Origin of the sequence: Streptomyces griseochromogenes (assembly GCF_001542625.1) — a bacterium.
Taxonomy (GTDB): Bacteria; Actinomycetota; Actinomycetes; order Streptomycetales; family Streptomycetaceae; genus Streptomyces; species Streptomyces griseochromogenes.
On the sequence record NZ_CP016279.1, the window covers coordinates 10,053,979 to 10,080,227 of the forward strand.

A 26,249-nucleotide genomic window follows, 5' to 3' on the forward strand; every position below is an offset into this window, starting at 1 on the left:
GGCCCTCATATGAGCACATTGAGCAGGATGCGAGAACGACCTGTGGAACACGACGGACGCGCGGACGAGCGTGACAAGCGAAAGTTGCGGCGGGAGTTCCTCACGGTGAGGAGCAGGTTGCCGGAGGGTGTCGTACGGGAGGCGGGCGACGCGCTGGCCGAGCGCGCCCTCGAGCTGCCCGAACTGGCCCGTGCGGACGCGGTGGCGGCGTACGTCTCCGTCGGGAGCGAGCCCGGCACGCTTGCGCTGCTGGACGCACTGCGCGCGCGGGGCGTGCGCGTCCTGCTCCCCGCGCTCCTGCCCGACAACGACCTCGACTGGGGCGAGTACGCCGGCCCGGACTCCCTCGCACGAGTCCAACATGGCGGAAAAATGGCCCTGTTCGAGCCCTCCGGCGCACGCCTCGGCCCGGACGCCGTGACCGACGCGGATGTCGTCCTGCTGCCCGGGCTGGCGGTGGACACGCGGGGAATGCGCCTGGGGCGCGGCGGGGGGTCGTACGACCGCGTGCTCGCGCGTCTGGAGCGCGCGGGCGCGCACCCCGCGCTCGTGGTGCTCCTCTACGACGCGGAAGTCGTCGCACAGGTCCCGGCGGAGGCGCACGACCGTCCCGTGCACGCGGTGGTGACACCGTCGGGCGTGCGCCGCTTCACGAGCGCCTGAGCCGGACCGGGAGCCCAGGCTCCCGGTCCCCATGTGAAAGGGCCCTCCGCGCGCGCGGAGGGCCCTTTCAGGGGCGTGTCACGGCTTGAGGACGAGCGTGTCGCTCGTACTCGCGTCGACCGCCTTGCCCGAGAACGACCAGGGCAGCAGTTCGCCCTTGGCCCACTTGCCCGTCTGGTCGGTGTAGTGGGCGCTGTAGGCGTGCCCGGAGGCTCCGGACAGGTTGATCCACTTGGACTTGTCGAGGTCCTTGAGGTTGACCACCATCCGCATGGACGGCACCCAGACGACGTTGTAGCCGCCGGCCGCGTTCCAGCCGGTCGCGTTCACGGTGGCCTCGCCGCCGCTGAGCTTCCAGGGCCCGCGGTTGAGGATGTACTGGAGGAACTCGGGGCCCTCGGTGCCGAGGGTCTGGTTCTTCAGGAACAGGCGGTGCAGCCGGCCCCAGCTCCAGGTGTCGATGTCCTTGCCGAGCTTGGCGGTCAGCTCCCAGCGGGCGTCGATCATGGCGCGGGCGAAGAGCTGGTCCCGGTTGTTCGCCTCGGGGCGGGTGCCCGACTTCGGCGTCTTCCACCAGTCGTTGTCCGGCTTGTCCATGAGCGTGCGCACGACCTCGAACCAGCGGTCGCCGCCGTCCGGCTGCGCCTGGTCGGCGTCGCGCTTGCCGCACTCGCGCACCTTGGCGTCGTCGTCCACCGGACCGGTGTTGTCGATCTTGTCGACCCACACGCACTGGCCGTTGACGCGCAGCTCCTTGGGGAGCTTGTTGCCGAAGGCGAGCTTGAGGATGTTGCGCCACACGGCGTTGAAGTAGGCGGCCGCGGCCGAGTCGGCCTCCTGGGTGTAGTCCCAGCCCTCCAGGAGCTTCTGGGCGTCGCGGACGTTCTTGTCCTTGAGGTTGATCTTCAGCAGCTTGGGCACCAGGAGCTTGGCGATCTCGCTGCTGTTGTCCAGCTGCATCTGGCGCATGTCGTCCGGGGAGATCTTGCCGCCGTCCTTGGTCTTGGACTCGATCAGGTCGGCGATGCGCTGGCTGCGGGTGCCGTAGCCCCAGTCGGTGGTGAGCGTGTACGGGTACTTGGCCTTGTCGACCACGGCCTGGTTGGCGGTGACGATGTAGCCCCGGTCGGGGTTGTACTCGTAGGGCAGCTCGTTCTGCTTGATGAAGCCGGTCCACCGGTACTTCGCGTCCCAGCCCGGCACCGGGATGGAGCCGTCGGTGGCCGAGGAGCGGGTGGGGATCCTGCCCGGCAGGGTGTAGCCGATGTTGTTGTCGGTGTCGGCGTAGATCAGGTTCTGCGAGGGCACGTCGAACAGGGCCGCCGCGGAGCGGAAGTCGTTCCAGTTCGCCGCCCTGTCGATGGCGAACACGGCGTCCATGGAGGTGCCCGGGTCCAGCGCCGTCCACCGCAGGGCGATGCCGTAGCCGTCACCGCGGTCGGGCGCCGCGGTGTTCACGGCGGCCTTCTTGCCGACCTGGACGAGTTCGTCGTCGCGGTCGGACAGCAGCGGCATCCCGTCGGCGGTCTGGCGGACGACGATCGGCTTGGACTTGCCGCCGGCGACCTTGATGGTCTCCTCGCGGGTCTTGAAGGGCCGGACCTTGCCGTCGTACAGGTAGCCGTTGCCGCTGAGCTTCTCCAGGTACAGGTCGGTGACGTCGGCTCCGGAGTTGGTCATTCCCCAGGCGATGTTCCCGTTGTGGCCGATGACCACGCCGGGCATGCCGGCGAACGTGTAGCCGGTGACGTCGTACTGGCACTTGCTGGAGACGGAGCGGCAGTGCAGGCCCATCTGGTACCAGACGGACGGCAGCGACGCGGACAGGTGCGGGTCGTTGGCGAGCAGCGGCTTGCCGTTGATGGTGTACTTCCCGGCGACGACCCAGGAGTTGGAGCCGATGCCCTGGCCGTTCACGCCGACGGCGGTGGGCACGTCGTCCAGGACCTTGTAGAGACCCGCCAGCTGGCTCGTGAGGGCCGAACCGCCCGAGGACGAGGCGGAGGAGCCGGTCGTGCCCGCCGTACCGCTCGCGCCCCTCGTACCGCCCGCGCCAGTGGTACCGCCCGCGCCCGTCGTACCGCCCGTGCCCGTCGTGCCCTGAGAGGCACCCGTGGCGCCACCCTGCTTGAAGGCCTTGGCCACGGCGTCGTACTGGCCGTTCTGCACGATCGGCTTGTTGCGGCCGTAGGGGTACTCCGGGTACAGGTCCTGGATCTGCTGCGGGCCGAGGCGGCTGGTCATCAGCGCGCGGTCGATCTCGTCCTGCATGTTGCCGCGCAGGTCCCAGGCCATCGCCTTGAGCCACGACACCGAGTCGACCGGGGTCCACTTCTCGGGCTTGTAGTCGTTGGTGAAGCCCAGGGCCGCGTACTCCAGGGAGATCTCCTTGCCGTCCTTGCCCTGGAGGTAGGCGTTGACTCCCTTGGCGTACGCCTGGAGGTACTTCTTCGTGGAGGCCGAGAGCTTGGTGTCGTACTCCCGCTCGGCGATCTTGTCCCAGCCGAGGGTGCGCAGGAACTCGTCGTTCTCGACCTGGCCCTTGCCGAACATCTCCGACAGGCGCCCGGAGGTCATGTGCCGGCGCACGTCCATCTCGTAGAACCGGTCCTGCGCCTGGACGAAGCCCTGCGCCATGAACAGGTCCTCGTCGGAGGAGGCGTAGATCTGCGGGATGCCGTAGCCGTCCCGCTTCACGTCGACGGGCCCCGACAGCCCTTCGAGCGTGATCGAACCCGTGGTCTGCGGGAAGGAGGCGCGGACGGTGCTGATCGACCAGTACGCCCCGTAGGCAACGCCCCCGATGAGGGCCAGGACCAGCACCAGCACGATCAGCCGGGCTTTGCGGCCCTTCTTCCTGCCGGACTTGCCGGGCTTGTCACCCGTTGTGGCGGTGGTGTTCGGGGGCATCGCTGTCCTTGCTGTCCTAACGCGAGCGGCAGGTCGGGCTGTGACTTTGAATGAGCGCTGGAGCAACCATAGGCGCAGGGCCCCCGGCCCCTTGACGCGGAGTCGGGAACTGGCGCGCACGGGCGTTCGATCTTGCCTCGTCGAGCGTCAAGAAAGCGTCAAGAATTAGGTAAGGTAACGAAGTACTTGGATGCGGTGCGCCGCAGCCTCGGGTCTTGTGTACGTGAGTCCGCGCGTGCCGCGCGCGGACCAAGGAAGGGAACCGCCGCTGACTGTCCACCACCTCGACCAGCTTCTGCTCGTCTGCTCCCTGGTCCTGCTCGTCGCCGTCGCGGCCGTGCGGATCTCCTCGCGCAGCGGGCTCCCCAGCCTGCTCGTCTACCTGGGGATCGGCGTCCTCATGGGCCAGGACGGCATCGGGGACATCCACTTCGCCAATGCCGAGCTGACCCAGGTCATCGGATACGCGGCCCTGGTCGTGATCCTGGCCGAGGGCGGTCTGACCACGAAGTGGAAGGAGATCGAACCCGCCCTGCCGGCCGCCTCCGCGCTGGCGCTGGCCGGGGTCGCGATCAGTGTCGGGGTCACGGCGTCGGGCGCGCACTACCTGATCGGACTGGACTGGCGGCAGGCGCTCATCATCGGCGCGGTGGTCTCCTCGACGGACGCGGCGGCGGTCTTCTCGGTCCTGCGCAAAGTCCCCCTCCCCGCGCGCGTGACGGGCACGCTGGAGGCGGAGTCCGGTTTCAACGACGCCCCGGTGGTCATCCTGGTCGTGGCCTTCTCCCAGGCGGGCCCCCTCGAGCACTGGTACGTGCTGCTGGGCCAGATAGCCCTGGAACTGGCCATCGGTGCGGCCACCGGTCTCGCCGTGGGCTGGCTGGGCTCCTTCGGGCTCAGGCACGTGGCGCTGCCCGCCTCCGGCCTCTACCCGATCGCCGTGATGGCGATCGCGGTCACCGCGTACGCGGGCGGCGCGCTGGCCCACGGCAGCGGCTTCCTCGCGGTCTACCTCGCATCGATGGTGCTCGGCAACGCCAAGCTGCCGCACTGGCCCGCCACCCGCGGCTTCGCCGAGGGGCTCGGCTGGATCGCCCAGATCGGCATGTTCGTCCTGCTCGGCCTGCTGGTCACGCCACACGAGCTGGGCGACGACATCTGGCCCGCCCTCGTCATCGGGCTCGTGCTGACCATGGTGGCGCGTCCGGTGAGCGTGATGCTGAGCCTGGCGCCGTTCCGGGTGCCGTGGCAGGACCAGACCCTGATGTCCTGGGCCGGGCTGCGCGGCGCGGTGCCCATCATCCTGGCGACCATCCCGATGGTGAACGGGGTGGACACCACCCACCGCATCTTCAACATCGTCTTCGTGCTGGTCGTCGTCTACACCCTCGTCCAGGGGCCGACCCTGCCCTGGCTGGCGCGCACGCTGCGCCTCGGCGAGCAGGGCGAGGCGTCCGACCTCGGCATCGAGTCGGCGCCCCTGGAGCGGCTGCGCGGCCATCTGCTGTCCATCGCGATCCCCGAGGGCTCCCGGATGCACGGCGTCGAGGTGGGCGAGCTGCGGCTGCCGCCCGGTGCGGCCGTCACCCTCGTCGTCCGGGACGGAAAATCGTTTGTTCCGTCGCCCACGACGGTGCTGCGGCGCGGAGACGAACTTCTCGTCGTCGCCACCGACCCCGTGCGCGACGCGGCGGAACGGCGTCTGCGCGCGGTCGCCCACGGCGGCAAGCTGGCCGGCTGGCTCGGCACGGACGGGGCGGGCGCGGGGCACTGAGTGCGCAGCGCTCGGCCCGGGAGGCGTCCGATGCGGGTGCGCATTGCGCGAGCGCGCGTTAAGGGTGTGTTTCGCATCATTCACACCTTCGCCAATCCCAGGTGAACAGGCGTCATGGTGCTCATTTTCACAGGCTCACAAGGCTGTGCCCCCTGTAGTATCAAGGCACCCTGATCGAACCAACTCTGTCTGACGCAGAGCTGGCGTGACCGTATGGCGGCCGGATCGCCCTCCGCAGTGGCACCGGTATCTACCGCAGTTCAGCGCAAGAGGACAGCTCTCGGCGCCCCCGCACGGGCGCGCTACCAGGCGGTAGAAAGGCACGGGCCGTGGCATCCACGGTCACCTCCAAGCCGGCGGAGAACCCGTCGACGTCGTCCCGCCCGGGATACGGACAGCTGCTGCGCACCCGCGGCGCCTGGACCTTCCTGCTCCCCGGCTTCGCGGCGCGCCAGCCGTTCGCGATGCTCACCCTGTCGATCGTGCTGCTCGTGCAGCACACCACCGGCTCCTACGGCGCCGCGGGCGCCGTCGCGGCCGCCACCGGCGTGTCCATGGCGCTGTTCGCGCCCTACAGCGGCCGGCTCGCCGACCGCCACGGGCAGCGCACCGTCCTGATCCCGGGTGTCCTCGTGCACACGGTGTCGGGCCTGTCCCTGACGGCGCTCGCGCTGGCACACGCGCCCCTGTGGGCGCTGTTCGCGGCGGCCGTCCCGACCGGCGCCTCGGTGCCGCAGGTCGGCCCCATGGTCCGTGCGCGCTGGGGCGTGAAGCTCCAGGACACGCCCCTGATGACCACGGCGGCGGCGTTCGAGTCCGTGACGGACGAGCTGACCTTCGTCTTCGGGCCCCTGCTGGCGACCGCGCTGTGCACCGCCGTGGCCCCGTCCGCGGGTCTGGTGACGGAGGCCGCGCTGACGCTCGTCGGCGGTCTGCTGTTCGCCGCGCAGAAGAGCACGCAGCCGCCGGTGACCGGCGAGAGCGGGCACGCGCGCGTGCAGCACGCCTCCGCGCTGCGCGTCCCGGGTGTGCGGGTGCTGATCGTGACCTTCCTGGGCATCGGGTCGGTCTTCGGCGGCATGCAGGTGTCGCTGGCGGCGTTCACCGAGTCGATCGGCGAGCCCGGTCTGAACGGCGTCCTGTACGGCGTCTTCGCCGCGGGCAACATGCTCTCCGGCATCGTCTGCGGCGCCATCGCCTGGAAGATCGCCCCGCAGCGGCGCCTGATCATCGGCTACACGGGTCTCGCGATGGCCGCCTCCGCGCTGTGGACGGCGCACTCCGTGCTGCTGCTGGCCGCCCTCGGCCTGCTGGTCGGCATGTGCATCGCACCGGCCCTGATCACCGGCTACACGCTGGTCGAGGGCCTGGTCCCGGCCGGCGCCCGCACCGAGGCCTTCACCTGGCTGACCGGCGCCGTGGCGCTCGGCCAGGCGGCGGCCGTCACGGTCGCCGGACAGCTGGAGGACCGCCTGTGGGACGGCGCCGGATTCCTGGTGCCGATGGCCGGCACCGTGCTCGCGCTGGGCACCCTGGCGGCCCTGCGTTCCCGGCTGGTCACCCGGTCGCAGAACCGCACCGTCGCACGTGGCGTCGGTCACCGCGTGCCGTTGACGGTGGACTGATCCCCGGGAATACGTCACTATGGACCGTCGTTAGCACTCATTGAGTGAGAGTGCCAGGAGGAAGACAGTGCCCACCTACCAGTACCAGTGCACCGAGTGCGGCGAGGGCCTCGAGGCGGTGCAGAAGTTCACCGACGACGCCCTGACCGAGTGCCCCAACTGCGGTGGCCGCCTGAAGAAGGTGTTCTCCGCGGTCGGCATTGTCTTCAAGGGCTCCGGCTTCTACCGCAACGACTCCCGCGGCTCCACGTCGAGCAGCAGCCCGGCGTCGAAGTCGTCCACGTCGTCGTCCAGCTCCTCGTCGGCCGACTCGAAGTCGTCCTCGTCGACGTCATCGCCGTCGTCGTCTTCGTCTTCGTCGAGCTCCAGCAGCAGCTCCGCCGCCTGAGGTCTCGCTTCCGGGCCCTGCCGTCGTGCGACGGCAGGGCCTTCGGCGTACCGGGCACCGGCTCCCGCCGGGGTTCGGCGGCCAGCTAATGTGCTCGTCATGGCGAACGCAGAGATCGGCGTAATCGGCGGCTCGGGCTTCTACTCATTCCTCGACGACGTGACCGAGATCCAGGTGGACACGCCGTACGGGCAGCCCAGCGACTCCCTCTTCCTCGGCGAGATCGCCGGCCGACGGGTCGCCTTCCTGCCCCGGCACGGCCGCGGCCACCATCTGCCCCCGCACCGCATCAACTACCGCGCCAACCTGTGGGCCCTGCGCTCGGTCGGCGTCCGGCAGGTCCTCGGTCCGTGCGCGGTGGGCGGCCTGCGCCCCGAGTACGGCCCGGGCACCCTGCTCGTACCGGACCAGCTGGTGGACCGTACGAAGTCCAGGGCGCAGACCTACTTCGACGGGCTGCCGCTGCCCGACGGCACGGTGCCCAACGTGGTGCACGTGTCCGTGGCCGACCCGTACTGCCCCGCGGGACGTGCCGCCGCGCTGAAGGCGGCCCGCGGACGGGACTGGGAGCCGGTGGACGGCGGCACGCTGGTCGTGGTCGAGGGACCGCGCTTCTCGACCCGCGCCGAATCCCTGTGGCATCAGGCGCAGGGCTGGTCGGTGGTGGGGATGACCGGACATCCCGAGGCGGCGCTCGCCCGTGAACTCGAACTGTGCTACACGTCCCTGACCCTGGTCACCGACCTGGACGCAGGCGCCGAGACCGGCGAGGGCGTCTCGCACGACGAGGTGCTGCAGGTGTTCGCGGCCAATGTGGACCGGCTGCGGGGTGTGCTGTTCGACGCGGTGGCGGCGCTGCCGGAGCCCGGGGCGCGGGACTGCCTGTGCGTGAACGCGCTCGGCGGGATGGATCCGGGCTTCGTGCTGCCGTGACGGTGGAACTCCTCGTTCGGGTGAGCGAGTTCTCCACAACCCGTCAGTAGTGCACCGCCTCCGGCGGACTTCGGCGCAAGGCCTCATCGTGGCAGCGCAAGCCGATTCCCTCGTCGCAGGCGGTGACTCCCATGCCCTTGACCGCGTCGTCCCCGGCCCCATCCGCGCCCTCCGGCCGACCTGCCCCCTCCCCCTCCCCCTTCCCTCCCGCCCTCAGGCTCCCGCGTCCGCTGGGCACCGACGCGCCCGCGACCTGCGAGGTGCCTCACTTCGCTCCCGTACGAGTCCGCGGCGGACGGCACCGACTCGGCCGGCTCGTGCGGCACCGCGGGCGGACCGTCGCCGCCGGGCTGGCCGTGACGGCGGCGGCGCTCGTGACGGCGGGCCCATGGAGCGGGGAGGGCGCCCACGGGCATCCGGCGCGGGATCCGGTACGGGAGCACCGTGCCGTCACGATGGTGACCGCACCGGTGCGGATCGCCGACCCTGCCACCGTGCGGCTGCTGCGGCCCGGCGACCGCGTCGACATCGTCGCGGCCGAGCAGTCGGCGACGGGCGGCGAGGCGCGGGTGGTCGCGCGCGAGGCACGGGTCACGAAGGTGCCCGAGCCGCTGGACGGCACGGCCGACAGCGGGGCGCTGGTCGTCCTCTCGGTGCCGCGCTCCACCGCGGCACGTCTCGTGGGCGCGAGCACCACGGCACGGCTGGCGGTGACACTCACCTCCAGGCCGGCGGCAGCCACGACGAGGACGAGAGGGTCCTGAAGGAGAAGTGCGGCGGCGAGGACGAGGCCGCCATTCCGAGCACGGGGAAACCCCGCCCGGGACATATCCAGGCAAGCCCCTCGTTCAAGCCGCGGAACCGCGCACGGCCGCCACGCCCTGACGTAGGTTGCGGAGCGTTTCGTTCCACAGGCTGCGTACGCGAGGAGAGTCCCCGAGGTGAGCGCGAAGAAGGAACCGAGCATCTGGCAGGGCTTCAAGGCCTTCCTGCTGCGCGGAAACGTCGTCGATCTGGCGGTTGCGGTGGTCATCGGCGCCGCCTTCACCAACATCGTCAACTCGGTGGTGAAGGGCGTCATCAACCCGGTGGTCGGGGCGATCGGCAGCACGAACCTCGACCAGTACAACTCCTGCCTCATCCCGCAGTGCAAGGACGGGGAAGGCATCCGGATCATGTGGGGCTCGGTGCTCAGCGCGACGCTCAACTTCGTGATCACCGCGGCCGTCGTCTACTTCCTCATGGTCCTGCCGATGGCGAAGTTCCTGGCCCGCCAGGAGGCCCGGAGGAAGGCACGTGAGAGCACGCACGAGGTCCTCGAGGTGACCGAGCTGGAGGTGCTGAAGGAGATCCGCGACGCGCTGGTCGCACAGCGCGGCTCGGGCCACGACGAGCGGTGACGCCGCCTCGGCGGCCGGCTCAGAGGTGATGGGGCGGCTTCTCGTCGAGGAAGCGCTTCAGGTCGGCGGTGCTGTCGCCGCCGTCCCCGCGCTCGCCCCACCCGCGGTCGGTGTCGTCCGAGGACTGCTGGCTCAGCGGGTCGTCGAAGACCAGCGCGGCCTTCGGGTCGCGCGGCTCGGATGCGGGGGCGGTGCTCATGCCCCAAGGGTACGGCCCCGCCCGTGGGCCCCTCGGACGTCCCGGGCCGCCGGGATCCGGGCCCCCGCGCTTGAGAATTCCTTCACAAGATATTGCGGCGGTTTTCTGCTGTCCTGGGAGGCATGACGTCGAGTTCCGCTCCGGCGCCTGCTTCCCCGGGCGCACAGCACTCCCAGGGGCTCTTGCGGCGGCTCACCCCGCGCGGGCGCGACGAGGCCCACCGGGTCTCCTCCCCACTAGAGCTCTTCTTCGACCTGTGCTTCGTGGTGGCCATCGCGCAGGCGGGCGCACAGCTCGTGCACGCCGTGACCGAGGGCCATGCGGGCAGCGGGATCCTGAACTACGCGATGGTGTTCTTCGCCATCTGGTGGGCCTGGATGAACTTCACCTGGTTCGCCTCCGCGTACGACAACGACGACGTGCTCTACCGGGTCGTCACCCTCGTACAGATCGCCGGCGTGCTGGTGCTGGCCGCGGGCGTCTCCCGCGCGTTCGACCAGCACGACTACCTGCTGGTCTGGCTCGGCTATGTGATCATGCGGCTGGCGATCGTGGCGCAGTGGCTGAGGGCGGCGAGATCCGCCGAGGGCGCGGAGAGAACCATGGCGTTCAGATACGTCGGCGGCGTGCTGCTGTGCCAGGTCGGCTGGCTGGGGCTGGTCGTGCTGCCCGGGCCCGCCCGGCCGTGGGTGTTCCTGGTGATGGCGCTCGCGGAGCTGTGCGTGCCGCTGTACGCCGAGAAGGGCCACCACACGTCCTGGCACGCGCACCACATCGCCGAGCGCTACGGCCTGTTCACCATCATCGTGCTCGGGGAGACCGTCGCCGCGGCCACGATCGCGGTGAAGTCGGCGGTGGACGAGCACGACGCGCTGGGCCGGCTGCTGCCGATCGCGGCGGGCGGCCTGCTGCTCGTCTTCTCCGCGTGGTGGATCTACTTCGTGGTGCCCATCCACGGCCATCTGCGCTCCAACGAACAGGCGTTCCTGTGGGGGTACGGCCACTACCTGATCTTCGCCTCGGCCGCCGCGATCGGCGCCGGTCTCGAGGTGGCGGTGGAGCAGGCCGTCGGCAAGGCCCATGTCTCGACGCTGTCGGCGTCGGCGGCCGTGACCCTGCCGATGGCGCTGTACCTGCTGACCGTCTGGGCGCTGCACTCACGGCACTTCAAGGTCGGCATCACCCAGCAACTGGTGCTTCCGGTGGCGGCGCTGCTGGTGATCTGCTGCACCTTCCTGGGCGACTGGGCGGTGCTCACGGCAGGGCTCGTGTCGGCGGCCGCGGTGGCGACCGGGGTGACGCTCACCGCGCGCACGGCCTCGCACGAGCGGCGGGCGAGCACGGCGGAACCGGCCGCCTGACCTCCGCGAGCGCGTGCGGGCGTGGGCCAGACTGGCCGCCATGACAGCTGACGCACTGACGGACATCGCCGGACTGCGGGTGGGGCACGCCTCGCGCACCGGGGAGGGCTGGCTCACCGGCACCACGGTCGTGCTCGCGCCCGAGGGCGGCGCCGTCGCCGCCGTGGACGTACGCGGGGGCGGCCCCGGCACCAAGGAGACCGACGCCCTCGACCCGCGCAACGTGGTGCAGAAGGTCGACGCCGTGGTGCTGACCGGAGGCAGCGCGTACGGGCTCGACGCGGCATCCGGAGTCATGGCCTGGCTGGAGGAGCGGGGACGTGGGGTGCGGGTCGGGGCGGATCCGGCGCACGTCGTGCCGGTGGTCCCCGCCGCCTGCGTCTTCGACCTGGGCAGGGGCGGGGACTTCCGCGCCCGCCCGGACGCGGCGATGGGGCGCGCGGCGGTCGAGGCGGCCGCGGCGAGCACACCGGGCGGGCCGGTGCCCGAGGGCTGCGTGGGGGCCGGTACGGGCTCGGTGGCGGGGCGGCTCAAGGGCGGGGTGGGGACCGCGAGCACGGTCCTCGACTCGGGGATCACCGTGGCCGCGCTGGTGGTGGCGAATGCCGCGGGAGCGGTGACGGATCCCGAAACGGGCGTCCTGTACGGGGAGTTGTTCCAGGGGCGCGTCCAGTACCCGCGGGAGCGCGTGCACGAGGCCGCGCGGCGGCGCCTCGCCGAGGCGGCCGCGCGGAACGCGCCGCCGCCGCTCAACACGACGCTCGCGGTGGTCGCGACCGACGCGGACCTCACGAAGGCGCAGGCGCAGAAGATGGCGGGCACGGCGCACGACGGCATCGCGCGCGCCGTGCGGCCGGTGCATCTGATGCACGACGGCGACACGGTCTTCGCGCTGGCGACGGGCACGCGACCGCTCGACGGCGGGCACCCGTTGGCGCTGAACGACATCCTGGCGGCCGGCGCGGACCTGGTGACGCGCGCGATCGTACGTGCCGTGCGGGCCGCCGAGCCGGTCGAGGGGCCGGGCGGAGTGTGGCCGTCGTACGAGGAGCTGTACGGTCAACGATAGGCAAAAGGAGGGCAAAAAGGGCACGTCGGGGGGGGTGAGGGGGGATGGATTGTCGCGGTTCTGTCACGTGATGGCGTTCATCGGCGACGGAGGGAACCTCCTCCGGTGCCGGTGCCCTCTTTCCTCACGCAAGGGAACGGATCACGCACATCACAAGAACTTGGAGCAGCCCGTGACAACGCCGGACATTGCAGCGCGGCGCGTACTGGGGGCCTGTGCCGCCCTGATGGTCGGCGCCCTGACTCTGACCGCTTGCGGCGGCAGCGCCAACGCCAAGAACGAGGACGGCAAGGGCGGCAAGGACTCGCCCAAGACGTCGGCGGCGAAGGTCGAGATCTCGGCCAAGGACGGTTCGACCGGCGCGTCCATCAACGCGACCGGGGTGAAGGTCAGCGACGGCAAGCTGACCGACGTGAAGATGACCGTCGCGGGTTCGGGGCAGGCGGTGCCGGGGGCGATATCGGCGGACGGCGGCACCTGGAAGCCCAAGCAGCGGCTGGAGCGCGGAACCAAGTACCGGATAGACGCGACCGCGAAGGACGCGGACGGGCGCACGGCGGCCGCCAACTCCATCTTCACCACGGTCAGCTCGGCGAGCAGCTTCATCGGCACCTACACGCCGGACGACGGCTCGACGGTCGGCGTGGGCATGCCGGTGTCGTTCACCTTCGACAAGTCCATCACCGACAAGAAGGCCGTGCAGTCGCACATCACGGTCAACTCCAGCAGTGGGCAGCAGGTGGTCGGGCACTGGTTCGGCGACCAGCGCCTCGACTTCCGGCCGCAGGAGTACTGGAAGGCCGGCTCCAAGGTCACGATGAAGATCGACCTGGACGGGGTCCAGGGCGCGAGCGGCGTCTACGGCGTGCAGAAGAAGACGGTGTCCTTCACGATCGGGCGCTCGCAGGTCTCCACGGTCGACGTCAACACGCAGACGATGACGGTGGTGCGGGACGGCAAGACGCTCAAGTCGGTGCCGGTGTCCACGGGCAGCCCGGAGCACACCACGTACAACGGGCAGATGGTGATCTCGGAGAAGTTCACCCAGACCCGCATGAACAGCCGGACGGTCGGCCTGGGCGGGGAATACGACATCGCGGACGTGCCGCACGCGATGCGTCTGACGACCTCCGGCACGTTCATCCACGGCAACTACTGGTACAACAAGGGCAACCCGCCCTTCGGCCGCGAGGGCACCAGCCACGGGTGCGTCGGCATGGCGGACGTGCAGGGCGCGCAGGGGGCCACGACGGCCCAGTGGTTCTACGACAACACGCTCATCGGTGACGTCGTGACCGTGAAGCACTCCCCGGACAAGACGGTCGCCCCGGACAACGGGCTCAACGGCTGGAACATGTCGTGGAGCGCCTGGACCGCGGGAAGTGCCGCCTGACCGGCCGGTTTTGACGGAATGCGGGGCCGCGCGGGAACTTCTCGCGCGGCTCGGGCGTTTTCACGCCAGACGTTTTCTCGGTTCCCGGACATGATGTCCGACCGAGGGGCTACGGTATGCACCCACAAGGTGACGTGTAGCAATGCCGGGAGAAGCCTTGAGCGTTCCGTACGAGACGGCAGCGTACGAACCAGCCGAGTCGCCCGAGTCTCCGGAGGAGCACCTCGCGCGACTCCTCGGCCGTGCCCTGAACTCCTTCGAGCTGCCCGACGAGGTGTTGAGGCGGCTCGACTCGGCGCTGGCGCACGACAGTTCCCTGCACTCCGCCCACCACAGCGCGGGGCTGCACCGTGAGACGTACCGGCACACCTGGTTGCTCGCCGACGGCTCGGCGGTGACCCTGTGGGAGCTCGTCCACAACACCGCTCCGGGCGGCGACGCCCAGCACGAGGTGTATGTCGACGAGGAGGAGCTGCACACCACCACCGCCCGGCTCGCGCTGCCGCCGGACGCCCCGGACTTCGAGCTGCCGGCGCTGACGCAGTTGTCGGCGATTCCCGAGCCCCGGCACGTGTACGCCCCGGACGACTCGGCGGACCACGCCCGGCGGCTGCTGCGCCGTGCGGAGAACCCCGATCCGCCGAGCGCGGAGACGGCGGCGCTGCTGGCGACCGCGGCCGCCCATCAGATCACCCAGGCGTTCGGCCGGCCCGGGCCGGCCGCCCGGGCGGGACTGAGCTTCGCGCTGTACGAGCACGCCTTCCTGCTGCCGGACGGCCAGGAGATCTCTCTGTGGGAGGTCGAGCACACGGCGACGCCCGACGGGCGGCACATGTGCGAGGTGTACACGACGCCGGACGCGGCGCGCGACGCCATGGAGCGGCGCGCGGCCCGGCAGGGCTAGCCCCGCGGGACGCGGACCTCGGTGGTTTCTCCCGTCAGCGGTCGCCGAGTTGGCGCACCAGGCCCGCGAAGGCGTCCTGTTCCGCCGGGGTCAGCTCGACGACCTCCTGCGGGGGGCCGGCCTGGGGCTGGAACGGGAGGGCCGGGAGGGAGGCGGCGGTGAGCCGTTCGACGGCGTCGGCGCGGGCGCGACGCAGCAGGCGTGTCACCACGACGGCCCAAGCGACGCCCGTCACGGTGAGGACGACCGCGCCGATCAGCTGAAGAGTCGAGACGTGCTCAGGCATACCCCCCAGTACACACCACGGTCCGGGACTTTGGCCCCGGACCGTGACGTATCTCGCAGGTGCCGTGAACAACTCACAGTGCACCAAAGGGACAAGAGGCGGCGGCGCGCCCTCAGGCGGCGACCGACTGCTTCGTCTCCTTCGCCGCCGTGGCCGCGCTCGCGGCGGGGTCGGTGGCCGTGGCCTCCGGGGCCTGTTTGCGCATGCCCTTGAGGATGACCACCAGGGCCGTGGTGACGCACACGCCGGCCGCGATGGCGAGCAGGTAGAGGAACGGATTGCCGATCAGCGGGACCACGAAGATGCCGCCGTGCGGGGCGCGCAGAGTGGCACCGAAGGCCATCGACAGGGCACCGGTGACCGCGCCGCCCGCCATGGCGGACGGGATGACCCGCAGCGGGTCCGCCGCGGCGAACGGGATCGCGCCCTCGGAGATGAAAGAGGCGCCCAGCACCCAGGCGGCCTTGCCGTTCTCGCGCTCGGCCTGCGTGAAGAGCTTGCCGCGGACGGTCGTGGCGAGGGCCATCGCGAGCGGCGGGACCATGCCGGCCGCCATCACCGCGGCCATGATCTTCATCGCGGAGTCGCTGGGGCTGGAGACGGCGATACCCGCCGTGGCGAAGGTGTAGGCGACCTTGTTGACCGGACCGCCCAGGTCGAAGCACATCATCAGGCCGAGCAGGGCACCGAGCAGGACGGCGTTGGTGCCGGTGAGACCGTTCAGCCAGTCGGTCAGGCCCTTCTGCGCGGAGGCGATGGGCTTGCCGATCACGACGAACATCAGGAAGCCGACGATCGCCGAGGAGATCAGCGGGATCACCACCACGGGCATGATGCCGCGCAACGCCGCCGGGATGCTGATCTTCTGGATCCCCAGCACCACGCCACCGGCGATCAGGCCGGCCGCCAGGCCGCCGAGGAAGCCGGCGTTGATCGTCAGTGAGATCGCGCCGCCCACGAAGCCGGGGACGAGGCCCGGCCGGTCCGCCATGCCGTAGGCGATGTAGCCGGCCAGGACCGGGACGAGGAAGCCGAAGGACACCACGCCGATCTGGAAGAGCAACGCGCCCCAGCTGCCCGTCTGGGTCCACACGAAGTGGTCCATGACCGACGGCGCCTTGTCGACCTTCCAGCCGCCGATCGCGAAGCCGAGGGCGATGAGGAGGCCGCCCGCGGCGACGAACGGGACCATGTAGCTCACGCCGGACATGAGCCACTTGCGCAGCTTGGTGCCGTAGCCCTCGGTGGAATCGCCGGCCCGCTCGACCGGCGTTCCCGCGGCGGCGGCCGCGCTGACCTCACCGCGCTCGGCCTTGCCTCGCACCTCGGCGATCAGTTCGGCCGGGCGGTTGATGCCCGCCTTCACACCGACGTCGACCGTCGGCTTGCCCGCGAAGCGGTCCTTGTCGCGTACGGGGATGTCGTGCGCGAAGATCACGCCGTCCGCCGCCGCGATCACCGCCGGGTCGAGCCGGGCGAAGCCGGCCGAGCCCTGCGTCTCGACGAGGACCTCGGCGCCGACGTCGCGGCCCGCGTTCTCCAGCGACTCGGCCGCCATGTAGGTGTGGGCGATACCGGTCGGGCAGGAGGTGACGGCGACGATACGGAAGGGGCGTTCGACGGCACCGGTGGCGCCCGGCGCCGGGGCGGATCCGTCCTCGGCGGCCGCGCCCGGCGCCGGGGCCGTGCTGTCCGCTGCGGCGCCGGCGGAGGCCGCCACCGGCGTCGCAGCGGAGTCTTCGGGGGCGCCCGCGGGCGCCTGCGCACCGGCGGGCGGCTCCTCCCCGCGGATCAGCGCCGCCGCCGTCCCCGCGTCGCCCACCGACCGCAGCGCATCCGTGAACTCGGCGTTCATCAGCTGGCGGGCCAGGGAGGAGAGGATCGTGAGGTGGGCGTCGTCCGCACCGGCCGGGGCGGCGATCAGGAAGATCAGGTCGGCGGGGCCGTCCGCGGCGCCGAAGTCGATGCCCGCGGCGCTGCGGCCGAAGGCGAGCGTCGGCTCGGTGACATGGGCGCTGCGGCAGTGCGGGATGCCGATGCCGCCGTCGAGGCCGGTCGGCATCTGTGCCTCGCGGGCGGCCGCGTCGGCGAGGAAGCCGTCCAGGTCGGTCACCCGGCCCTGCGCCACCATGCGCTCGGCGAGGGCGCGCGCCGCCGCTTCCTTGGTGTCGGCGGACAGGTCGAGATCGACCAGGTCCGCGGTGATCATGTCGCTCATCGCGGGCTCCTATGCACGCGTATCGCCCGGGGAGTGGGGTGGGCGGAGGTGGGGACGGGGGTGCGGCGGGGGGAGGCGGCACGGTGGGCGGAGGCGGGGCCGGGGAAACCCCGCCTCCTGGGGTCGGCAGAACGGCTCAGGGCACCCTGCCGGCCCGATGTCGCGGCGAGTAAGGGGAGGCCTCGCCGCTGCGTGGCCGATGGCGGGAACGGGGCGGACGGCATCGGCGCGGTCGCAAGGGGGCGTCCGACGTTCATGACACCGGCTCCGTCAGTTCGCGGTCGGCCGGGACGTCCGCCGTGACGGTCACCGCCGCCGGGTCCAGGTCGGCGGGGGTCGGCATCACGCTGCCGGGGAGCCGGACGGCGGCGGCGCCATGGGCGACGGCGGAGGCGAGGGACTCCGGGCCGCTGCCGCCGGCGATCAGGAAGCCGGCGAGGGAGGAGTCGCCGGCGCCCACGTTGCTGCGTACGGCGTCCACGCGCGCGCTGCCGAACCAGGCGCCCGCGTCGTGCACGAGCAGCTGCCCGTCGGCGCCCAGGCTCGCGAGCACGGTGCGCGCGCCCATCGAACGCAGTTCCTCGGCCGCCTTCACCGCGTCGCCCACGGTCGCCAGGGGGCGCCCGACGGCTTCCGCGAGCTCCTCGGCGTTGGGCTTCACCACGTCGGGCCGCGCGCGCAGCGCCTCCAGGAGCGCACGCCCTGAGGTGTCCAGGGCGATGCGCGCACCCCCGGCGTGCGCCCGCGTGACGACGTCGGCGTACCAGGACGGTGCGAGCCCCCGGGGCAGGCTCCCGCAGCACGCGATCCAGTCCGCGTCGCGGGACTGCTCGCGGACGGTGTCCAGGAGCAGTTCCTGCTCGGCGGCCGACAGCTCCGGGCCCGGCGCGTTGATCTTCGTGAGCGTCCCGTCGGCCTCCGCGAGGGCGATGTTGGAGCGGGTGGCTCCGGCGACCGGGACCGGCGCGACCTCGATGCCCTGGGCGTCCAGCAGATCGGCGACGAGCGCTCCCGGCGCACCGCCCAGGGGCAGAACGGCGACCGTGCGCCGTCCGGCGGCCGCGACGGCGCGCGAGACGTTCACGCCCTTGCCACCGGGGTCCATCCGCTCGGTCTCGGCACGGATGACCTCGCCCCGCTTGAGGGCCTGGACCTCGTAGGTGCGGTCGAGGGAGGGGTTGGGGGTGACGGTGAGGATCATGCGCGCACCACTTCCGTGCCGCCGCGCTCGATGGCGGCGGCGTCTTCGGGGCTCAGCCCGCTGTCGGTGATCAGCAGATCCACGTCGCTCAGATCGCCGAAGCGGGCGAAGTGCTCCTGGCCGTGCTTGGAGGAGTCGGCGAGGAGGACCACGCGGCGGGCGGCGGCGATGGCCGCGCGCTTGACCGCGGCTTCGGCGAGGTCCGGGGTGGTCAGACCGTGCTCGGCGGAGAAGCCGTTGGCGGCGACGAACAGGACGTCGGCGCGGATCTCGCCGTACGCGCGCAGCGCCCAGGCGTCCACCGCGGCGCGGGTGCGGTGCCGTACGCGCCCGCCGACCAGGTGGAGCTGGATGCCCGGGTGGTCGGCGAGGCGGGCGGCGATCGGCAGGCTGTGCGTGACGACGGTGAGGGAGGCCTCCAGCGGGATGGCCGCGGCCATCCGCGCCACCGTCGTACCCGCGTCGAGGACCGTCGTGCCCTCGGTGGGCAGCTCGGCGAGGCCCGCCTTGGCGATGCGGTCCTTCTCGTCGGCGGCGGCGGACTCGCGCTCGGCGAGGTCCGGCTCGAAGTCGAGGCGCCCGACCGGGATGGCACCGCCGTGCACCCGGCGGACGAGCCCGGCGCGGTCGAGGGCCTTCAGGTCGCGGCGGATCGTCTCCGCGGTGACCTGGAGCTCCTCGGCCAGCGACAGCACGTCCACCCGGCCGCCGTCACGGGCGAGCCGGAGGATCTCCTGCTGCCGCTCCGGTGCGTACATGTCCGTTCGCCTCCGACTGATGCCCGAACGTGTGGTTTCACCGCGAGAGTACGCTCCGACTTTCGGAAAGTAAACAGGTTCGGACTTCAATCAGGCATGAACGGACTTCCGGTTCTGTCCGGACAGCAGCAGGGGCCCGGTACCTGGTCGGTACCGGGCCCCTCGTCACGCCTGGTCAAGGCACCAGCTCGGGTTCCTTCTCCGCCACCGGAGCGTCGGCAGCGCCCTCCACGTGCTGTGCCGGACGCTTCGGCAGGGCGGACATCAGCAGGAAGATCACGCCCATCACACCGGCCACCCACCACAGCGCGTGCTGGAAGCCGTTCACGAAGGCGGGGCCCACCTGGGCGCGGGTCAGCTTGTCGCCGATCACGCCGAAGAACACCACCGAGACCAGGCCGAGGCCGAGCGCGTTGCCCATCTGCTGCACGGTGTTGATCAGTCCGGACGCGGACCCGGCGTGCTCGCGCGGCACCTCCGAGAGGACCGCGTCCGTCAGCGGGGCGACGATCAGGCCCATGCCGACACCCATCACGACCAGCGGGAGCGCCATCTGCCAGGAGGCGATGCCGAGGCCGTAGTGGTGCGACTCCCAGATGTAGAGGAGAACGCCCGTCGCCATGATCAGCGCGCCGGCCTGGAGCACCCCCCGGCCGAACCGCGGCACCAGCTTCTGCACCGACATCCCGGCCGCCGTGGACACCGCGAGGGAGAACGGCACACCGGTCAGGCCGGCCCGGAGCGGGCTCCAGCCCAGGCCGATCTGCATGTACAGCGTCCAGACCAGGAAGAAGATGCCGAGCGCGACACCGAAGACGGTCTGTACGGCGATGCCCGCGGCGAAGCTCTTCACCCGGAACAGCGACAGCTCGATGAGGGGGGAGCCGTCCCGGGCCGCCTTGCGCCGCTCGTAGACCACCAGCGCCGCGAAGACACCGAACGCGCCGGCCATCGAGAGGTACCCCCACAGCGGCCAGCCCAGCTCGCGGCCCCGGGTGAGCGGGTAGAGCAGCATCAGCAGGCCCAGGGTCACCAGGGCGACGCCGACCAGGTCCAGCTTCACCGCCTTCGGGGCGCGGGACTCGGTGATGTAGCGGCGGCCGAGGAGGAAGGCGACGATGCCGACGGGCAGGTTGATCAGGAAGATCGGGCGCCAGTGAAGCCCGAACAGGTTCCACTCCGTCAGCAGGGCGCCGAGCAGCGGCCCGGAGACCGCGCCGAGGCCGACCACCGCGCCGAACAGACCGAAGACCTTGCCGCGCTCGTGGGCGGGGAAGGTGGCGTGCACGATCGACAGCACCTGCGGAACCATCATCGCCGCCATGCCGCCCTGAAGGATGCGGGAGGCGACCAGCATCTCCGGGTTCGCGGCGAAGCCGCACAGCGCGGAGGCCACGGTGAAGCCGGCGATGCCGATGAGGAACAGCCGCCGACGGCCGTGGATGTCGCCGAGGCGGCCGCCGGTGATCAGGCCGGCGGCGAAGGCCAGGGCGTATCCGGCGGTTATCCACTGGATCTGGCTGAGGGACGCGCCCGCGTCCTGCTTGATCGAGGGGATCGCGATGTTCACGATCGTGACGTCGACGAGGTCCATGAAGGCCGCGGTCATCACGATCGCGAGCGCGAACCATCGGCGCCGGTCGCCCGCTTCCTGCTGAGCGGTGAGGGTCTGTTCCGTGGAGGTCATGACTTCAAGGTAGGGGGCAACTAGGTCAGATCACGTCCTATTTCTGCGGCATCCTCGGATGTATGACGACGGACACGCCGGCTCGCCTCCTGCAGCTGCTCTCCCTCCTCCAGACTCCGCGCGAGTGGCCCGGCGGTGAGCTGGCCGACCGGCTCGGGGTGTCCCGGCGCACCGTGCGGCGGGACATCGACCGGCTGCGCGAACTGGGGTATCCCGTGCAGGCGAGCAAGGGTGCCGACGGCGGCTACCGGCTCGTCGCGGGCAAGGCCATGCCCCCGCTGGTACTGGACGACGAGGAGGCGGTGGCGATCGCGGTCGGGCTGCGGGCGGGGGCCGGGCACGCGGTGGAGGGGGTGGACGAGGCGTCGGTGCGGGCGCTGGCGAAGCTGGAGCAGGTGCTGCCGACGCGGCTGCGGCACCGGGTGGCGACACTTCAGGCCGCGACGACGCAGCTGACCCACGGGGACGGGGCGAGCATCGCGCCCGAGACGCTGACCGTGATGGCGTCGACGGTGGCCGGGCGGGAGCGGCTGCGGTTCGCCTACCGCGACAAGGAGGGCGGCGAGTCGCGGCGGCTGACCGAGCCGTACCGGCTCGTGTCGACGGGGCGGCGGTGGTACCTCGTCGCGTACGACCTCGGGCGGGAGGACTGGCGGACGTTCCGGGTGGACCGGGTGAGGGAGCCGTTCGCGACCGGGGTGCGGTTCGCTCCGCGGGAGCTGCCGGCGGGGAGCGCGGCGGAGTATCTGCGGCGGTCGATCCGTCGGCAGCAGCAGCAGACGTATGCGTTCGAGGTGTGGTTCGCCGGGCCGGTGGAGGCGGTCGCGTCGCGGGTGCCGGAGTGGATCGGGGTACCGGAGGCCGAGGGCGACGGGTGCGTGCTGCGAGGGAGCAGCGAGGATCCTGTGGAGTGGCTGGCGGTGCGGTTGGGGATGGTGGGGTGTGAGTTCGCGGTCCGGGGGCCGGCTGAACTGGTGGAATGTGTACGGGAGTTGGGGGCACGGCTGAGTCGGGCGGGGGCGGCGGGGGGCTAGGCGGGTCTCAGGTGTGCGGCCGAGCGAGCCGCGAGCGCCCTGAAGGGGCGCGGGGAACTGCTCGATCAGCCCCCACCAACCCGCGGCTGTGCACTACGGCTCCTGCCCCCACCCGAAGTCACCGACGGCGTCCAGGTTCCGCAGGGCCAGGGCCGCCGGGCCCGTGGGCCCCGTGGGCGGGGCCGTGGTCATCGCCCAGGACTCGACCGCCACACGGATCGCCGCGCCGGCCACCGCCGCCGCGAAGCGCAGACGCGGGGTCACCTCCTCCCCCGCCGGCACCAGTCGCTCCGCGAGGATGTCCGCGAGCGTGCTCTCCGAGGCCTGGCAGACCTCCGCCCAGACCTTCCGCAGCGCCGGGCTCGTGTCGGCGAGGCGGATCAGTGTGCGGACCCATTCCCAGGACGACGCCGAGACGCCGACGCCGGGGGTGAGGGTGTGATCGACCGCGTGCCGCAGGGCCTCGGGCAGGGTGAGGGCGGGCGGGGCCTCGCGCACCGCCTGGGTCCAGCACTCGGCACCCGCCGCGTAGAGCGGGGCCACCGCCTCCTCCTTGGAGGCGAAGTACCGGTAGAAGGTGCGCGGGGCGATGCCCGCCGCCTGGGCGATGTCCTCGGCGCGGGTGGCGCGCAGGCCCTGACGGACGAACAGGGCGGCCGCCGCGCGCGCGATCTCCATGCGGGTCTCGGCCTTGCGGCGCTCCGTGAGGGACGCCGGCGTGGAGGCCGAAAGTTGCTGGTGGGCGGTGGTGCCGGTGGTGCGGGGGGTGCTCACCTCGGCAGGCTATGCCGATGTGGCAGAATCTGCCATCCGGCGGGCCACCCCGGGGTTCAGGTACGGGGTGGCCCGCCACTCCAGCGTGTCCGCCGTCGTACGTGTCCGCCGTCGTAGCGGACGTCCTTCCCTCCGGCTGCCGCCTCTTCGGTCCCGCACACGAACACCCGAGATGGCCGAAGAAGGCCCGCGACAGCCCGAGCAGCGCGAAAGAAGCCGGGCTCCGGCGCCTGGGGGGGGTAGGCGCCGGAGCCCGGCTCTGGGAAGGTCCCGGCGCCGGGGGGGGGATTGCGTCGGGACGTGGTTCGGTGGTGGTCGTACCGCGTGGGTCGTGCCGCTTGCTCGTCGTGCCGAGTGGTGCGCGTGGGGGGGTGGGAGTGCGGTCCCCGGGGCTCAACTCCTGGGCTCGGAAGGGTTTTTCCCTCGGGCCCCGGAGTTGAAGCGACGGTAGCGCGCCATGTTTGCGCCGTCTTCGGGCACCGGGCGTACGCGGCCGAACCGGTCGTACGCCGCTTTACGCCGCCGCGTCGAAGCCGGTCTGGCGGGCCAGCTTCTTCAGTTCGAGCAGAGCGTGCTTCTCGATCTGGCGGATGCGCTCGCGGGTCAGGCCGTGCTCCTTGCCGACCTCGGTCAGGGTGCGCTCACGGCCGTCCTCGATGCCGTACCGCATCTTGATGATGGAGGCCGTGCGCTGGTCCAGGCGGCCGATCAGGTCGTCCAGCTCCTCGCTGCGCAGGAGGGTGAGCACCGACTGCTCGGGGGAGACCGCGGAGGTGTCCTCCAGGAGGTCGCCGAACTGCGTCTCGCCCTCGTCGTCCACCGCCATGTTGAGCGAGACCGGGTCGCGGGACCAGTCGAGCACATCGGTCACGCGCTCCGGCGTCGAGCCCAGCTCGGCGGCGATCTCCGCGGGCTCCGGCTCGCGGCCGTGCTCACGGTTGAACTCGCGCTGCACGCGCCGGATGCGGCCCAGTTCCTCCACCAGGTGGACGGGGAGCCGGATCGTGCGGGACTGGTCGGCGATGGAGCGGGTGATGGCCTGACGGATCCACCAGGTGGCGTAGGTCGAGAACTTGAAGCCCTTGCGGTAGTCGAACTTCTCGACGGCGCGCACCAGACCGGCGTTGCCCTCCTGGATCAGGTCGAGGAGGGGCAGGCCGCTGCGCGGGTAGCGCCGGGCCACCGCGACGACGAGGCGGAGGTTGGAGCGGATGAAGACATCCTTGGCCCGCTCGCCCTCGGCGACCAGGGACTCCAGCTCCTCACGGGTGGCGTCCGCCTCGGTCTCCTCGTATCCGTCGAGGACCTGCCGCGCGAACACACCCGCCTCGATGGTCTGGGACAGCTCGACCTCCTTTGCGGCGTCGAGCAGCGGCGTGCGCGCGATCTCGTCGAGGTACATGCCGACCAGGTCGCGGTCCGCGATCTCGCCGCCATGGGCGCGAACACTGCTTGCCGAGTCGGCCGTCTCGCCGGTGGCGGACTGACGACGGGCGACGGCACGGGTTGCCATGCGTGCTCCCTTGCGTGGTGGGCTGGCGGGTGGTCCTTCGAACGCCCGGCACTTCGGGGGCTGTCTCCGGGACTCTCCTGGAGTGCCCTGCGTCCGTGGGAAACAACGACTGGAATCAGGACAGAATTCCCAACCCGCTCCCCTATTTTTCTGATCATGCAGTACCCTGTTCCGCCACACAGGGAGGCCTGATGTCGTCCGGACGTACAGAGGTGCAGGTCAGGCCAGGAGTCGAAGGCGATCTCGACGCCCTCACAGCCCTCTACAACCACTACGTACGCGAGACGGCCATCACGTTCGATACGGCGGTCTTCACTGCGGAAGAACGCCGCCCTTGGCTGCTCTCCCACCCGGAAGACGGCCCATACCGCCTGATGGTTGCCACGGAGGCGGACTCACAGGAGATTCTGGGTTACGCCACATCCAGCCCTTACCGCCCGAAGCCCGCTTACACGACATCCGTGGAGACTTCGGTGTACGTCGCCCCGGACGCCGGCGGCCGCGGGGTCGGCACGCTGCTCTACGACGCCCTCTTCAAGGTCCTGGCCGACGAGGACGTGCACCGCGCCTACGCCGGCATCGCCCGGCCGAACCGGGCCTCCGAGCGGCTGCACGCCGGCTTCGGCTTCCGGTACGTCGGCATCTACCGGGAGGTCGGGCGCAAGTTCGGCCGCTACTGGGACGTGGCCTGGTACGAGAAGGAGCTGTGACCCCCGGAAGGGCTCAGCCGAACTGCACCGACCGCTTGGCCATCCCCATCCAGAACCCGTCGATCACCGACTTCCGCGCGTCCAGCTCGCCGCCCGCCTCGGCCGCGCCCATGGTGACGAAGAGCGGGGCGAAGTGTTCGGTGCGCGGATGGGCGTAGCGGCCGGCCGGGGCCTTGTCGAGGAAGTCCAGAAGGGCGTCCCAGTCACCGGCCTCCAGCGCGCGCCGGCCCCAGTCGTCGAACTCGGACGACCAGCTCGGCACGCCGCCGCCCGCGTACCGCAGCGCGGCCAGGTTGTGCGTGAAGAAGCCGGAGCCGACGATCAGCACGCCCTCGTCGCGCAGGGGGGCGAGCCTGCGGCCGATGTCCATCAGACGCCGGGGATCGAGGGTGGGCAGGGAGATCTGCAGGACGGGAAGGTCGGCGGCCGGGAACATCTCGACCAGGGGGACGTAGGCGCCGTGGTCGAGACCGCGGTCGGGGATGTCCTGGACGGGGGTCCCGGGGGCGCGCAGCAGCTTGCGGACGGACTCGGCGAGTTCGGGGGCGCCGGGGGCGGCGTACCGGACCTGGTAGTAGTGCTCCGGGAAGCCCCAGAAGTCGTAGACGAGGGGGACGGTCCGCGTGGCGCCGAGGGCGAGGGGGGCCTCCTCCCAGTGGGCGGAGACCATCAGGATCGCCTTGGGGCGCGGCAGGCCGGCGGACCAGGCGGCGAGCTGGCCGGGCCAGATCGGGTCGTCGGCGAGCGGCGGGGCGCCATGACTGAGATAGAGGGCGGGCATGCGCTCCTGGACGGCGGCGGACATGACGGCGGCTCCCAACACGGATGCTTTAACTCTCAAGCTCTACGCCCACACCCTACTCCCGACTTGTTCAAGTTTCAAGGAGATGCCCCGTACAGTGGAATCCATGAACACGGCAACCGACTCCGCCGACGGGCACCGCTGGCTCACCGACGAGGAGCAGCGCGTCTGGCGCGCCTATATGCACGCCACCACCCTGCTGGAGGACCACCTCGACCGGCAGCTGCAGCGCGACGCGGGCATGCCGCACATCTACTACGGGCTGCTCGTCGGTCTCGCCGAGGCGCCGCGCCGCCGGCTGCGGATGACGGAGCTGGCGATGAAGTCGAAGATCACCCGCTCCCGGCTGTCGCACGCGATCGCGCGCCTGGAGAAGAACGGCTGGGTCCGCCGCGAGGACTGCCCCTCCGACAAGCGCGGCCAGTTCGCGGTGCTCACCGACGAGGGCCACGAGGTGCTGCGGCGCACCGCGCCCGGCCATGTGACCGCCGTACGGCAGGCGCTGTTCGAGCGGCTGACCCCGGAACAGCAGAAGACCCTCGGCGAGATCATGGAGATCGTCGCCGAGGGCCTTCAGCCCAACGAAGCGGGTGCCGACCTGCCCTGGCTGCGCTAGGGCAGGTTCCTCATCCGAACTGCTCTGCGGC

The 26,249-nt window shown here is 71.2% G+C and carries 24 protein-coding genes; 14 read left to right on the plus strand and 10 right to left on the minus strand.

Annotated features, from left to right (window positions below; all coding sequences use genetic code 11):
- The first annotated feature begins 27 nt into the window (after positions 1–27).
- Positions 28–663 carry a 5-formyltetrahydrofolate cyclo-ligase gene (locus AVL59_RS43780; protein WP_079147275.1) on the plus strand — a complete coding sequence of 212 codons (636 nt, stop codon included), beginning with the start codon at positions 28–30 and terminating at the stop codon, positions 661–663.
- A 78-nt stretch (positions 664–741) separates the two neighbouring features.
- Here the strand turns inward: AVL59_RS43780 and AVL59_RS43785 are convergent, their stop codons facing one another.
- On the minus strand, positions 742–3,573 hold the full coding sequence (locus AVL59_RS43785) for a penicillin acylase family protein (RefSeq protein WP_067315497.1): 2,832 nt from the start codon (positions 3,571–3,573) through the stop codon (positions 742–744).
- A gap of 190 nt (positions 3,574–3,763) precedes the next feature.
- Here AVL59_RS43785 and AVL59_RS43790 point away from each other — a divergent pair, with 190 nt between their 5' ends.
- The 6 genes from AVL59_RS43790 to mscL all read left to right on the plus strand — a co-directional run bounded on the left by AVL59_RS43790 (position 3,764) and on the right by mscL (position 9,693).
- Positions 3,764–5,347 (plus strand): potassium/proton antiporter, encoded by a 1,584-nt coding sequence (locus AVL59_RS43790; protein ID WP_067315499.1) that lies wholly within the window; start codon positions 3,764–3,766, stop codon positions 5,345–5,347.
- A gap of 329 nt (positions 5,348–5,676) precedes the next feature.
- Positions 5,677–6,972 carry an MFS transporter gene (locus AVL59_RS43795; RefSeq protein WP_067315501.1) on the plus strand — a complete coding sequence of 432 codons (1,296 nt, stop codon included), beginning with the start codon at positions 5,677–5,679 and terminating at the stop codon, positions 6,970–6,972.
- Between the two features lie 67 nt (positions 6,973–7,039).
- On the plus strand, positions 7,040–7,360 hold the full coding sequence (locus AVL59_RS50100) for an FmdB family zinc ribbon protein (RefSeq protein ID WP_079147276.1): 321 nt from the start codon (positions 7,040–7,042) through the stop codon (positions 7,358–7,360).
- 99 nt (positions 7,361–7,459) lie between these two features.
- Entirely contained in the window at positions 7,460–8,293 is an 834-nt protein-coding gene (locus AVL59_RS43805; RefSeq protein ID WP_067315506.1) for an S-methyl-5'-thioadenosine phosphorylase, read from the plus strand.
- A 131-nt stretch (positions 8,294–8,424) separates the two neighbouring features.
- A complete protein-coding gene (locus AVL59_RS43810; RefSeq protein WP_079147277.1) occupies positions 8,425–9,057 on the plus strand; it encodes a CpaB family protein in 633 nt (210 codons plus the stop codon).
- Between the two features lie 177 nt (positions 9,058–9,234).
- A complete protein-coding gene (gene mscL, locus AVL59_RS43815) occupies positions 9,235–9,693 on the plus strand; it encodes a large conductance mechanosensitive channel protein MscL (RefSeq protein WP_067315512.1) in 459 nt (152 codons plus the stop codon).
- Positions 9,694–9,712: 19 nt separating this feature from the next.
- Here mscL and AVL59_RS43820 read toward each other — a convergent pair whose 3' ends face one another.
- Positions 9,713–9,892, minus strand: a complete 180-nt coding sequence (locus AVL59_RS43820; RefSeq protein ID WP_067315514.1) for a hypothetical protein — start codon at positions 9,890–9,892, stop codon at positions 9,713–9,715.
- A gap of 122 nt (positions 9,893–10,014) precedes the next feature.
- Here AVL59_RS43820 and AVL59_RS43825 point away from each other — a divergent pair, with 122 nt between their 5' ends.
- From AVL59_RS43825 to AVL59_RS43840, 4 genes are all read left to right on the plus strand, one after another.
- Positions 10,015–11,253 (plus strand): low temperature requirement protein A, encoded by a 1,239-nt coding sequence (locus AVL59_RS43825; RefSeq protein WP_067315516.1) that lies wholly within the window; start codon positions 10,015–10,017, stop codon positions 11,251–11,253.
- A gap of 40 nt (positions 11,254–11,293) precedes the next feature.
- The gene (locus AVL59_RS43830) at positions 11,294–12,322 is read left to right on the plus strand and encodes a P1 family peptidase (RefSeq protein ID WP_067318478.1); all 1,029 of its coding nucleotides are present in this window, start codon (positions 11,294–11,296) and stop codon (positions 12,320–12,322) included.
- A 172-nt stretch (positions 12,323–12,494) separates the two neighbouring features.
- Positions 12,495–13,715 (plus strand): L,D-transpeptidase, encoded by a 1,221-nt coding sequence (locus AVL59_RS43835; protein ID WP_237281816.1) that lies wholly within the window; start codon positions 12,495–12,497, stop codon positions 13,713–13,715.
- A gap of 157 nt (positions 13,716–13,872) precedes the next feature.
- On the plus strand, positions 13,873–14,619 hold the full coding sequence (locus AVL59_RS43840) for a DUF6227 family protein (protein ID WP_067315520.1): 747 nt from the start codon (positions 13,873–13,875) through the stop codon (positions 14,617–14,619).
- A gap of 34 nt (positions 14,620–14,653) precedes the next feature.
- Here the strand turns inward: AVL59_RS43840 and AVL59_RS43845 are convergent, their stop codons facing one another.
- The 5 genes from AVL59_RS43845 to AVL59_RS43865 form a co-directional block, all read right to left on the minus strand.
- The gene (locus tag AVL59_RS43845; protein WP_067315523.1) at positions 14,654–14,905 is read right to left on the minus strand and encodes a hypothetical protein; all 252 of its coding nucleotides are present in this window, start codon (positions 14,903–14,905) and stop codon (positions 14,654–14,656) included.
- 112 nt (positions 14,906–15,017) lie between these two features.
- Positions 15,018–17,123, minus strand: a complete 2,106-nt coding sequence (locus AVL59_RS43850) for a PTS fructose transporter subunit IIABC (RefSeq protein ID WP_067315525.1) — start codon at positions 17,121–17,123, stop codon at positions 15,018–15,020.
- 253 nt (positions 17,124–17,376) lie between these two features.
- A complete protein-coding gene (gene pfkB / locus AVL59_RS43855) occupies positions 17,377–18,324 on the minus strand; it encodes a 1-phosphofructokinase (RefSeq protein WP_067315531.1) in 948 nt (315 codons plus the stop codon).
- On the minus strand, positions 18,321–19,082 hold the full coding sequence (locus AVL59_RS43860) for a DeoR/GlpR family DNA-binding transcription regulator (protein ID WP_067315540.1): 762 nt from the start codon (positions 19,080–19,082) through the stop codon (positions 18,321–18,323). Before AVL59_RS43860 ends, pfkB begins: the two co-directional genes overlap by 4 nt.
- 175 nt (positions 19,083–19,257) lie before the next feature.
- Entirely contained in the window at positions 19,258–20,769 is a 1,512-nt protein-coding gene (locus AVL59_RS43865; protein ID WP_067315543.1) for an MFS transporter, read from the minus strand.
- Positions 20,770–20,831: 62 nt separating this feature from the next.
- Here AVL59_RS43865 and AVL59_RS43870 point away from each other — a divergent pair, with 62 nt between their 5' ends.
- Entirely contained in the window at positions 20,832–21,803 is a 972-nt protein-coding gene (locus AVL59_RS43870) for a helix-turn-helix transcriptional regulator (protein ID WP_208870549.1), read from the plus strand.
- Between the two features lie 93 nt (positions 21,804–21,896).
- On the opposite strand, the gene AVL59_RS43875 is transcribed toward AVL59_RS43870, so the two are convergent.
- Both AVL59_RS43875 and AVL59_RS43880 read right to left on the minus strand, forming a co-directional pair.
- Positions 21,897–22,481 (minus strand): TetR/AcrR family transcriptional regulator, encoded by a 585-nt coding sequence (locus AVL59_RS43875; protein ID WP_067318480.1) that lies wholly within the window; start codon positions 22,479–22,481, stop codon positions 21,897–21,899.
- Positions 22,482–23,091: 610 nt separating this feature from the next.
- Positions 23,092–24,090 carry a sigma-70 family RNA polymerase sigma factor gene (locus AVL59_RS43880; protein ID WP_067315549.1) on the minus strand — a complete coding sequence of 333 codons (999 nt, stop codon included), beginning with the start codon at positions 24,088–24,090 and terminating at the stop codon, positions 23,092–23,094.
- Between the two features lie 191 nt (positions 24,091–24,281).
- On the opposite strand from AVL59_RS43880, the gene AVL59_RS43885 reads away from it, so the two are divergent.
- On the plus strand, positions 24,282–24,800 hold the full coding sequence (locus AVL59_RS43885) for a GNAT family N-acetyltransferase (RefSeq protein ID WP_067315551.1): 519 nt from the start codon (positions 24,282–24,284) through the stop codon (positions 24,798–24,800).
- Positions 24,801–24,813: 13 nt separating this feature from the next.
- Here the strand turns inward: AVL59_RS43885 and AVL59_RS43890 are convergent, their stop codons facing one another.
- Entirely contained in the window at positions 24,814–25,605 is a 792-nt protein-coding gene (locus AVL59_RS43890; protein ID WP_067315553.1) for a dioxygenase family protein, read from the minus strand.
- A gap of 103 nt (positions 25,606–25,708) precedes the next feature.
- On the opposite strand from AVL59_RS43890, the gene AVL59_RS43895 reads away from it, so the two are divergent.
- Positions 25,709–26,218 (plus strand): MarR family winged helix-turn-helix transcriptional regulator, encoded by a 510-nt coding sequence (locus AVL59_RS43895; protein ID WP_067315556.1) that lies wholly within the window; start codon positions 25,709–25,711, stop codon positions 26,216–26,218.
- Positions 26,219–26,249: the final 31 nt, after the last annotated feature.

Excerpts from the sequence above, each read along its gene's own strand:
- AVL59_RS43780 (WP_079147275.1), top strand. The coding sequence starts at position 28 with ATGCGAGAACGACCTGTGGAACACGACGGACGCGCGGACGAGCGTGAC.
- AVL59_RS43785 (WP_067315497.1), bottom strand. The coding sequence starts at position 3,573 with ATGCCCCCGAACACCACCGCCACAACGGGTGACAAGCCCGGCAAGTCC.
- AVL59_RS43790 (WP_067315499.1), top strand. The coding sequence starts at position 3,764 with ATGCGGTGCGCCGCAGCCTCGGGTCTTGTGTACGTGAGTCCGCGCGTG.
- AVL59_RS43805 (WP_067315506.1), top strand. The coding sequence starts at position 7,460 with ATGGCGAACGCAGAGATCGGCGTAATCGGCGGCTCGGGCTTCTACTCA.
- AVL59_RS43810 (WP_079147277.1), top strand. The coding sequence starts at position 8,425 with ATGCCCTTGACCGCGTCGTCCCCGGCCCCATCCGCGCCCTCCGGCCGA.
- AVL59_RS43820 (WP_067315514.1), bottom strand. The coding sequence starts at position 9,892 with ATGAGCACCGCCCCCGCATCCGAGCCGCGCGACCCGAAGGCCGCGCTG.
- AVL59_RS43825 (WP_067315516.1), top strand. The coding sequence starts at position 10,015 with ATGACGTCGAGTTCCGCTCCGGCGCCTGCTTCCCCGGGCGCACAGCAC.
- AVL59_RS43830 (WP_067318478.1), top strand. The coding sequence starts at position 11,294 with ATGACAGCTGACGCACTGACGGACATCGCCGGACTGCGGGTGGGGCAC.
- AVL59_RS43845 (WP_067315523.1), bottom strand. The coding sequence starts at position 14,905 with ATGCCTGAGCACGTCTCGACTCTTCAGCTGATCGGCGCGGTCGTCCTC.
- AVL59_RS43850 (WP_067315525.1), bottom strand. The coding sequence starts at position 17,123 with ATGAGCGACATGATCACCGCGGACCTGGTCGATCTCGACCTGTCCGCC.
- pfkB (WP_067315531.1), bottom strand. The coding sequence starts at position 18,324 with ATGATCCTCACCGTCACCCCCAACCCCTCCCTCGACCGCACCTACGAG.
- AVL59_RS43860 (WP_067315540.1), bottom strand. The coding sequence starts at position 19,082 with ATGTACGCACCGGAGCGGCAGCAGGAGATCCTCCGGCTCGCCCGTGAC.
- AVL59_RS43865 (WP_067315543.1), bottom strand. The coding sequence starts at position 20,769 with ATGACCTCCACGGAACAGACCCTCACCGCTCAGCAGGAAGCGGGCGAC.
- AVL59_RS43870 (WP_208870549.1), top strand. The coding sequence starts at position 20,832 with ATGACGACGGACACGCCGGCTCGCCTCCTGCAGCTGCTCTCCCTCCTC.
- AVL59_RS43875 (WP_067318480.1), bottom strand. The coding sequence starts at position 22,481 with ATGGAGATCGCGCGCGCGGCGGCCGCCCTGTTCGTCCGTCAGGGCCTG.
- AVL59_RS43880 (WP_067315549.1), bottom strand. The coding sequence starts at position 24,090 with ATGGCAACCCGTGCCGTCGCCCGTCGTCAGTCCGCCACCGGCGAGACG.
- AVL59_RS43885 (WP_067315551.1), top strand. The coding sequence starts at position 24,282 with ATGTCGTCCGGACGTACAGAGGTGCAGGTCAGGCCAGGAGTCGAAGGC.
- AVL59_RS43890 (WP_067315553.1), bottom strand. The coding sequence starts at position 25,605 with ATGTCCGCCGCCGTCCAGGAGCGCATGCCCGCCCTCTATCTCAGTCAT.
- AVL59_RS43895 (WP_067315556.1), top strand. The coding sequence starts at position 25,709 with ATGAACACGGCAACCGACTCCGCCGACGGGCACCGCTGGCTCACCGAC.